The 7,428-nt window shown below is 48.1% G+C and carries 5 protein-coding genes and 1 tRNA gene; 1 reads left to right on the forward strand and 5 read right to left on the reverse strand.

What is annotated here, in order from left to right:
• From cls to ung, 4 genes are all read right to left on the reverse strand, one after another.
• Positions 1-1,204: cardiolipin synthase (gene cls, locus JX312_RS06415; RefSeq protein ID WP_204457435.1), on the reverse strand; the 1,204-nt coding region annotated here is incomplete at its 3' end.
• Between the two features lie 230 nt (positions 1,205-1,434).
• Positions 1,435-2,022, reverse strand: coding sequence for a DUF3109 family protein (locus JX312_RS06420; RefSeq protein WP_123405003.1), 588 nt, complete (start codon positions 2,020-2,022; stop codon positions 1,435-1,437).
• An 18-nt stretch (positions 2,023-2,040) separates the two neighbouring features.
• Entirely contained in the window at positions 2,041-3,309 is a 1,269-nt protein-coding gene (locus tag JX312_RS06425; protein WP_204457436.1) for a DUF5103 domain-containing protein, read from the reverse strand.
• A 45-nt stretch (positions 3,310-3,354) separates the two neighbouring features.
• Entirely contained in the window at positions 3,355-4,023 is a 669-nt protein-coding gene (gene ung, locus JX312_RS06430; RefSeq protein ID WP_204457437.1) for a uracil-DNA glycosylase, read from the reverse strand.
• A 201-nt stretch (positions 4,024-4,224) separates the two neighbouring features.
• On the opposite strand from ung, the gene JX312_RS06435 reads away from it, so the two are divergent.
• Positions 4,225-4,296 (forward strand) — tRNA-Arg (locus JX312_RS06435).
• A 172-nt stretch (positions 4,297-4,468) separates the two neighbouring features.
• Here JX312_RS06435 and JX312_RS06440 read toward each other — a convergent pair.
• Positions 4,469-7,252 (reverse strand): C10 family peptidase, encoded by a 2,784-nt coding sequence (locus JX312_RS06440; protein ID WP_204457438.1) that lies wholly within the window; start codon positions 7,250-7,252, stop codon positions 4,469-4,471.
• Positions 7,253-7,428: the final 176 nt, after the last annotated feature.

Consider the following 7,428-nt stretch of genomic DNA (forward strand, 5'->3'; position numbering starts at 1 on the left):
CGTCTATTATTATTCCCTTTGCATGAAGCATTCCCGGATTGTAAAGGTATACCTTGATGCCGGCGNGAAGACATTGGGTCACATACGAATAACCGGCATATTGTAGCATTCTTGAATCGCTTTTACCGGGAATCATTATGCGCACATCGATTTTTGATAACGCGGCAGCCTCAAGGGCGTGTTGCAATGCATCGGTAGGGAGGAAATAGGGGGTCTGAATGTATATTGACTTTGTCGCGTTTGATATCGCCTTCAGGAAGCATAGCGCCTGATTGTCCCATGAATCGAGAGGACCGGAAGTAATGAGCTGCATGCCTGTGTTGTTCCGGAACCTGACAGGCGCCATCGGCGGATACTCGATAGTCTCGGGATTGTTCTTGAAATTCCAGTCCACGATGAAGGAATACATAAGCGACTCCACGATGTCACCCTGCAGCCTGAAATGCGTGTCGCGCCAGGCTATCCCCTCGGAAGTACCGTTCTGATACCTGTCGGCGATGTTCATCCCACCCAGATAACCGGTCTCACCGTCGATAACCACTATTTTCCGGTGGTTCCGCCAGTTGATTCTGTTGGCAAGCTGAGGGAATGTAACGCGGAAGAAAGGGTGTGTCTCGACGCCAGCCTCACTCATTCTCTTGAAGAACCGGCTGCGTGCCGAGAAACTGCCGACGTGGTCATAAATGACTTTTACATCCACTCCGTCACGGGCTTTGCGGATAAGAATATCCGCTATTTCCTGCCCTGTTGTATCATCTGAGAATATATAATATTGCAGGTAAATTGATTTCTTCGCATTACGCAGGTCTTGTTTAAGAGCATTGAATTTCTCGTTGCCTGTTGTGAAAATGTCGATGTGGTTGTTTACTGTATAAAAAGAATAGGATAAGGCTCTCGACAGTTTAATCAGGTTCTTGTCGGCAACAGGGAGATCGATGTTGGAGAGATTTACATGTCGGGGAGCCATACGGCTTATTATCTTGCGTTTGTTGTGACGCGAAATCATGTGTTGCCCTTTTAGGCTGCGCCCGAAGAAGAGGTAGAACACCAGCCCTACGACAGGAAGGAAAATCAGAGCTATCACCCATGCCAGCGAACGGATGGGGTTGCGGTTTTCTTTAAGTACGACAACAATGCAGCTTATGATGGTGATTATATAAGCCGCATTGACAATCAAGACTATCCAGTAATTGACAGATGCCATTTTTCCCTATTTTGCCTCTAATTTAATCAAAATAGATGTAATATCGAAAAAACATGCAATAAAAATTAGGCGAGGGGACTTCTCAATCACCTCGCCTTTGGCTTAACTAAATAAATTCTTACATGTTAGGATCATAGTATTTGTTGCAAAATTAACTAAAATATGTCGAAAAACATAAGATTAGAGCGTTTTTTTAAGACATGCTTTATTAAAATATCTTAAGATATGTTTTAATGGACACGCTCTGATGATTTCAGCCATTCCTTTGCGGTCAGGCAAAGTTCGTCATACCATTCCTTGCCGAAGCGGCGTGTCAGGGGCTCCTTGAGAAATTCATATGCCCTCACGCCTTTTGCCCTCCCGAGGGTTTCGGCGCATTTGCATATTTTCCAGCGGTGCAGGTTGACAGCTGTGAATCCGGCGTAATCCTTGAGCCTTACCGGATACAGATGGCATGAAGAGGGTTTGAAGAAAGGTATCTTCCCCTCACGGTGCGCCTTCTCAAGAGCACACAGACATTTCCCTCCCGGGGCATAGGTGGTGAAAACACAGTCGCGTCCTTCTACAAGCGATGTGACAAGATCTCCGTCTTCGTCATAATAGGCGGGTCCCTGCTCCTCAACCACTTTTTGTGCCGCCGGATTAAGCAGGGGGTATATACTGGGCATCAGCTCGCAGAGCCTTTCATATTCATCATCTGTGAGAGGTGCGCCGGCATCCCCTTCTATGCAGCAAGCACCCAGACATGAGTCAAGGTCGCAGATGAAATAGCGTTCGATGAGGTCGAGAGATACAAGAGTGTCTTTTATCTGAAGCATGTTTTGATTCTGATTTGTTTATTGTATAGTATAAAAACCGATGAGTCTGTCGCCGCGTGAACCGGGCGGATGATAATACACACATACCCAGTATTCGTTTCCCGTTTCGAATTTATTCCCTTCCGTGAGTTTTGACGAAGGAATCCCTTTTCCTGATACCGGCAGCGTGACATAGCGGTAATTGTACGCTCCCTGTTTCAGGGGCATCTCCAGCCGATACACGCCCGCCTCCGAATCGAAGACCATTCGGTTGGAAGAGTCGAATCTGTCGTGTGTCATTTCTCCGTCTATATAAATGTCGGCATCTCTCAGCCTTGGCATGTCGAGCATGAAATGCACTGTGATATAGTCGGCTCCAAGGTCTGAGTCGGTGGCGTTGTATTCCCTCACGAGGAATCTGCCGTGCTGGGTTCTGTCGTATTCATAATTACGTAAGGCGCGTCCTGAGTCTTTCTTCAGCCATACGTGATAATTGGAGCCTTCGAATCTCAGTGAATCCACACCCATGCCGGGAAAACCGTTGCTGATGCTTTCGAAACGGCGGTATTCGTTTCCTGCGGGGAAAACGAGTTCCGGAAGATGGCTGAACACAAGCGTACTGCCTTCAACTCTCTGCGGACGTGAGAGTGTGCGGCGCGACGCTTCACTGCCGTTCTGCAGAACCGAGACCGTGATGTCCTGATACGGATTGGCATTTTCTATGCCGCGCAATGTCACCGACATGTCGATCTGCTGCCATTCGGTGTTGTGTCCCATATCTGTGCGTCCCGATACAGACCCCTCTGTTGCCGCGGACTCCTCGGTTACCAAGAACCGTGTCTGAAGCAACGTATTGTCAGGGTTCTCGCTTTCGAATACCTGAAGCAGATAGTTGCCGGATACGAGAGGCTTCATTGATGAATTAGGGAACTCGATGCGGTAATTCACAAAATGGACAAACGTGTTTTCAGAATACGCGAAGTCTTCGATATCGCATATGTTGAATCCATTGATGAATTCAGACTCCACAAGACGCGACGGTTGCCAGTCTGCGTTGCAGTGAAGGATGCGGTATTGCAGCCATCTGTTGTCTTCCGCGATCTCATCGAACGAGATAACGAGTCTGTCGGGTGAATTCAGGCGTATTACAGGCGGAGACATGAAGTTGTCTGGATTCATCACCTTGAGAGTACGGAAATTCGGATTGAAAATACGTGTGGATGTGTCAGTTGCTATTGCCGTAGAGCAAAAGAACGACAAAATCCATATGGCTGCTGATGATACTGTTTTTATTTTCAATGATTTCACTGTTTTAAACGGCTTCCGGCTGCATCCGTGCCGTTGACGTGTTTATTACCAGTTTACGGGTGCCTTGCCGTGTGCCGCAAGGTATTCGTTTGCCTTGGAGAAGTGGCGGCAACCGAAAAAGCCACGATACGCAGATAAGGGAGAGGGGTGGGGCGCTGTCAATACAAGATGTCGGTTGCGGTCTATGAAAGCCCCTTTTTTTATAGCGTCTGATCCCCAGAGCAGGAAGACGAGATTTTCGCGGTTTTCTGCCAGAGCATGCACGGCGGCATCTGTAAAGGTCTCCCATCCCAGACCTGAATGCGATTTGGGGCAATGCTCGCGCACCGTGAGTGAGGCATTGAGCAGAAGCACTCCTTGCGCAGCCCATCCCGACAGGTCTCCCGATGTGGGAACGGGAGTGCCGGTGTCGGAGTGTATCTCCTGAAATATGTTTCGCAGCGACGGGGGGATATCAATTCCCGGATTTACCGAGAAACACAATCCGTTCGCCTGTCCCGGACCGTGATAAGGATCCTGTCCGATTATCACTACCTTCACCTCATCGTATGGTGTGGAATCGAAAGCTGCGAAAATCTGAGCCGCCGGAGGATACACCTTGAACGACGGATCCGAATACTCCCTGCGCACCATATCGGTAAGACCTGCGAAATATGGTTTGTCAAATTCCGCAGCCAAGACTTTTTTCCACCCTTCTTCTATCTTTACATTCATATTAGTAGCTTTACATCTGACACTTGAGTATGTGTGTTCAGCAGAACTTGTCTGTTAAGCACCTTCGGCATGCAAGTTCATAGTCAAAATTAACAACAAATCTTCATATTTGGAAATTGAAGTTGAATAATTCAAAAAAAAAGTATAACTTTGCATTGAAAAGCCTTTCGTGTTTTAGAATATTCGGGAGGCAGTTAAAAAGTCTCCGTAGTTCAATGGATAGAATATCGGATTCCGGTTCCGACGATTAGGGTTCGACTCCCTACGGGGATACAGTCAGACGCCGCCGCAGCAACAGATGCTGTGGCGGCGTCCGTTTTGTGAAATCAGGTAGAATTGAAACCGGATAGAGTTAAAACCGTATAGAGTTAAAATAGGGACGCGAACCGTATCGCACGGTTCGCGTCCTGTTGAATCAATGTTTATGGGTATTTAGGTGTGTTTCTTATCTTACAGTCTTGTATGTTCCCTTGTCGGNCTGCACCATATATAATCCTGCGGGAAGTCCAAGAAGAGCCTCTGCTGTAGGCGAATCAAGCACTTTGATGCCGCTTGCGGAATAAACCGCGATGATGCGGGCACCGCTTGCCTCAATCTCGCTGATTTCTGAAGAACCGCTCACTGTTATCTCGCACACATCGTTGGCTCCGTTGTATGCAGTTGCCGAAATGTAGGCGTGTCCTTCGTCAGCTGCTGTCACATTTCCTTCGTTGTCTACGGTGGCTACAGCCGGATTGCTGCTTATCCATGTCAGAATGCGGAACGTGGCGTTGTCGGGAGTGAGCGATGTCGCAAGTTTCCGGGTTTCGCCCGGTTTGAGTTGGATGGCGTGTTCGTTCATTGTCACCGTCTCTACAGGGTATCCCACCCTGACGGCTATAGGCCCGCTGATTGTCACTCTTTTAGTTGTCGGTTCCTCGCCTTCCGCTGCCGCCACAGGCTCGTAATAATACATCCTTACTTCGTAGTCTCCTTCGACAAGATCTACAGGAAGTCCTGTGAGAGTAAGGTTATATATGCGGTTGGATTCTATGGAGAGGTTCGGATACTGGAAATTCCAACCCTTGCCGGTGGTCTCGCCAAGCTTGTAGTAGGCGATTCCGAATTGAGGCGCTGTGATTGCGGTTGTCCCGTAGTTTCCAACCTGGAAGGTAATGTTGTCTATTGTAGACTTCGGCAATATCTCGGTCGGCGAGAATGACATTATCCGGAGCTGTGTCGTGAGAGCCTTTCCTGTCTCTGAGACAGAAAGGGGATATTCTCCCGGAAGGTCACGTCCGTAGGAATCGCGGAAAGATACGATATAGTCTTTCTTGAGAACCTCAAGAGTCAGACTGAATGAATAGGGAATCGTGAGTCCTGCGGGAATGTCATATTTGCCGATAGGCATTTTCGTCAGTTCGCGCCCTCTTGAGTCTTTTATCACCATTGTCAGGTCGCCGTAATAATCCTTGTCGGAAGTATGGTTCGCAACCGACATCAAGAAGTCGTGCGAATTGTTCGAGTATATCTTGCCTGCATAGCTGAAGCATGTCACGGCAAGTTCCGGAGCCGTGGCGAGTTCCTCTTCTATGGTAGCGTCAGTGAAAGTGCGGTTTCCTTCCGCGTCTACGGTCATGGTGACATGGTCGCGATACCCGTTGACCACATGTATGAAATCGCTTTCTTCGTCAACAGTGTTGATGAATGCCGGATAAACCGTGTATGTCCCTTCCTTGAATTCTTCAAGATATGCGGGGATTTTCTGCGTTCCGCTGTTGGATTGCAATGCTTTGCATTCAAGTCCGGGAACAAAGTTTATTTTCCCGTCCTTGTCTTGCACAGCTACGCCTATATAACCTGTGAACGGAGTGCTTGACATGTTCCAGAATCCTGCGTTGTATCCCGAGACGGGGGCTGTGACTTTGAAGTTGGTGTACATCAGTTTGGAGCCGTTGGCGGCTGTCAATTCGGCTCTTGAATCGAAATCGAAGTTGCCCACGCAGTTGAAATAGGGAAGTTCCGGAGTTCCGGTGTCCACACCGTCCTTTACCGGACGGATATTGTAGCTGATACCCTGTCCGGAGTTGAAGCCACCCGCTGCACCTCCGATGCCGAGCGTCTGAGGTGAAAGTCGGGCAAGGTAGAAATAACCGTCGCTCACTCCGCTCCATCCCCAGTTGAAATGGAAATAATGGTCGCCGCCGTATCCGTCGCATACGAACGAGTGTCCACCTGCTGAGCCGCGTCCGTTATATAGTACCGGCAAACCCTCCTTGAGGTTGTTGTAGATAATTTCCTCAAATTCCCATGACGGGCAGTAGTCGCGATATTTATACCGAATCGACTTGCTGTATTTGAAATAATCCACGAGAGCGAAAGACTGCTGCCGAGAAACCGCGCCGCTGCCTCCTGCCTGTTCCATGTTATATGACATATTGACCGATATTCCGCATGCATACATCAGATCCGCAACCGCTTTAGCCTGTGCTTCCGACCATGTCGGATTTCCATTCTGGTCATATGAATAGGTGTCGAGCATGTTGTCCCAGTCGAAGCGCATCTGCGAGAAATCGCATTTAAGCTGCTTGGCAAGGACATCGGAATATGTTTTCCATTCGTAAGAATTTGATCCCACTCCAACATCCGGCCATTTGTGATAATACATCACCTGTGCCATCGATGTGGCGACGCATCCGGTAACGGTAGGTATTTGCTGTCCTGTAGGAGAACCGGTTGCGTCGATGACTTCAAGCGGGGGGGAGCAAAGATTGTAGGGGTTGCCTTGATCCCATTTGGATTTAAGGAGAGGAGCTATAGGTTCCCATCCCGGAGATGCGATGGCGGAGGTGCGGGAATCTTCTGTCTCGTTTTTGATCGCATAATCGATTTCGCGTGAATAATCCTCGATGAAGCTTTTCATGGCAGGCGAGATTTCATCGATATTGAAATCTCCGTTGTCACCATATCCGAGGAGCGCGGGAAAGCGGTCGTCGGCAGGTGTGATCATATATCCGTCTCCTGTTCCCTTGTTGAATACGTAAAGCGTGGGTTCCTGTTCCGTTGTTGCCCGGAATGTATGGGCAAGCCTCGCAGTGCCTTTTGCAGGTTTCTTCTTCATTTTCGAAGATGAGGCTTGTCCGATTGCTCTTTGCAGCGCCTGATCCGGTGTGACCGGAGTTGCCGCCGCAGTCAGGGATACTGCGCAAGCGCAAAGCAGCATCCATGGGTAGTGTAGGTTTTTCTTCATAAATGGAAATTTAAGTAAGTGGAACCATAATGATTTGACTTGACTTTGCAAAGATAAGTCAAAGGTTTTAAAAATGCGCTATAAATTTAAGAAAAAAAATAAAATAAATGGAAAAATGAAAATAAAGTGTAAAATATACACGCAAAATGAAATGTTAATAAAGGTTAACAAAAGAT

It is taken from the genome of Barnesiella sp. CU968 (assembly GCF_905219685.1).
GTDB lineage: Bacteria > Bacteroidota > Bacteroidia > Bacteroidales > Muribaculaceae > Lepagella > Lepagella muris_A.